This is a genomic window from Bradyrhizobium sp. 14AA, assembly GCF_054185205.1.
In genome coordinates this window covers 1-616 of record NZ_JAVAYM010000081.1, presented here as the reverse complement: position 1 = coordinate 616, position 616 = coordinate 1, and the positions used below count along the sequence as shown (strand labels likewise).

1 protein-coding gene is annotated in these 616 nt (G+C 64.3%); it reads right to left on the bottom strand.

Features of this window, described 5'->3' with window-relative positions; all coding sequences use genetic code 11:
- On the bottom strand, window positions 1–616 hold a 616-nt coding region (locus RAD15_RS43405), incomplete at both ends, for a wax ester/triacylglycerol synthase domain-containing protein (RefSeq protein WP_458184796.1).

Genomic DNA, 616 nt, shown 5'->3' with positions numbered 1-616 from the left:
ACATATTTCAGCCGCGCCAGCGGATCGGCAATGTGCGTGCCAAGCGGGATGACCATCGCCGAGACGAGGTTGCCGAGCGCCGCCTTCTCCCCTTCCCCGCGCACCGAGATCGGCGCCATCGCGGTGAGCGATTCCTTGGGCAGTTCGTTCTTGTCTTCGAGATAGGTGCGAAGCCCTCCTCCGACGATGGCAAGGATCACGTCGTTGACCGTCGCATCGGCCACCGCATCCTTGATCGCGCGAATCTCGGCGAGCTTGAAGGGCACTGCGTCGAAGATGCGGTGCGGCGATACCTTGCCGTTGAAGCGGGTCCTGGGCGCCATCTTCGTATTGGACAGGCTCACCTCGCCTTTGCCGACCGTCGCGGCCAGCTTGGCCATGCCGGGGAGCGAGCGGCCGATCGTCTCGACCACACGCATCGGCTGGCGGAGCGAGTTGAAATAGCTGCGGGCGAGCAGGTCAGCCACATTGGGCATGTGCTCCGGCTTCCACTCGTCCTTCTCCTTAGGCGGCGCCATGCTTGCGTCGAGATCGTGGACGGCGGTCGACATCTCGACGCCGGACATGCCGTCGACCGCCGCATGATGAACCTTCGACACCAGCGCGAAACAGCCGG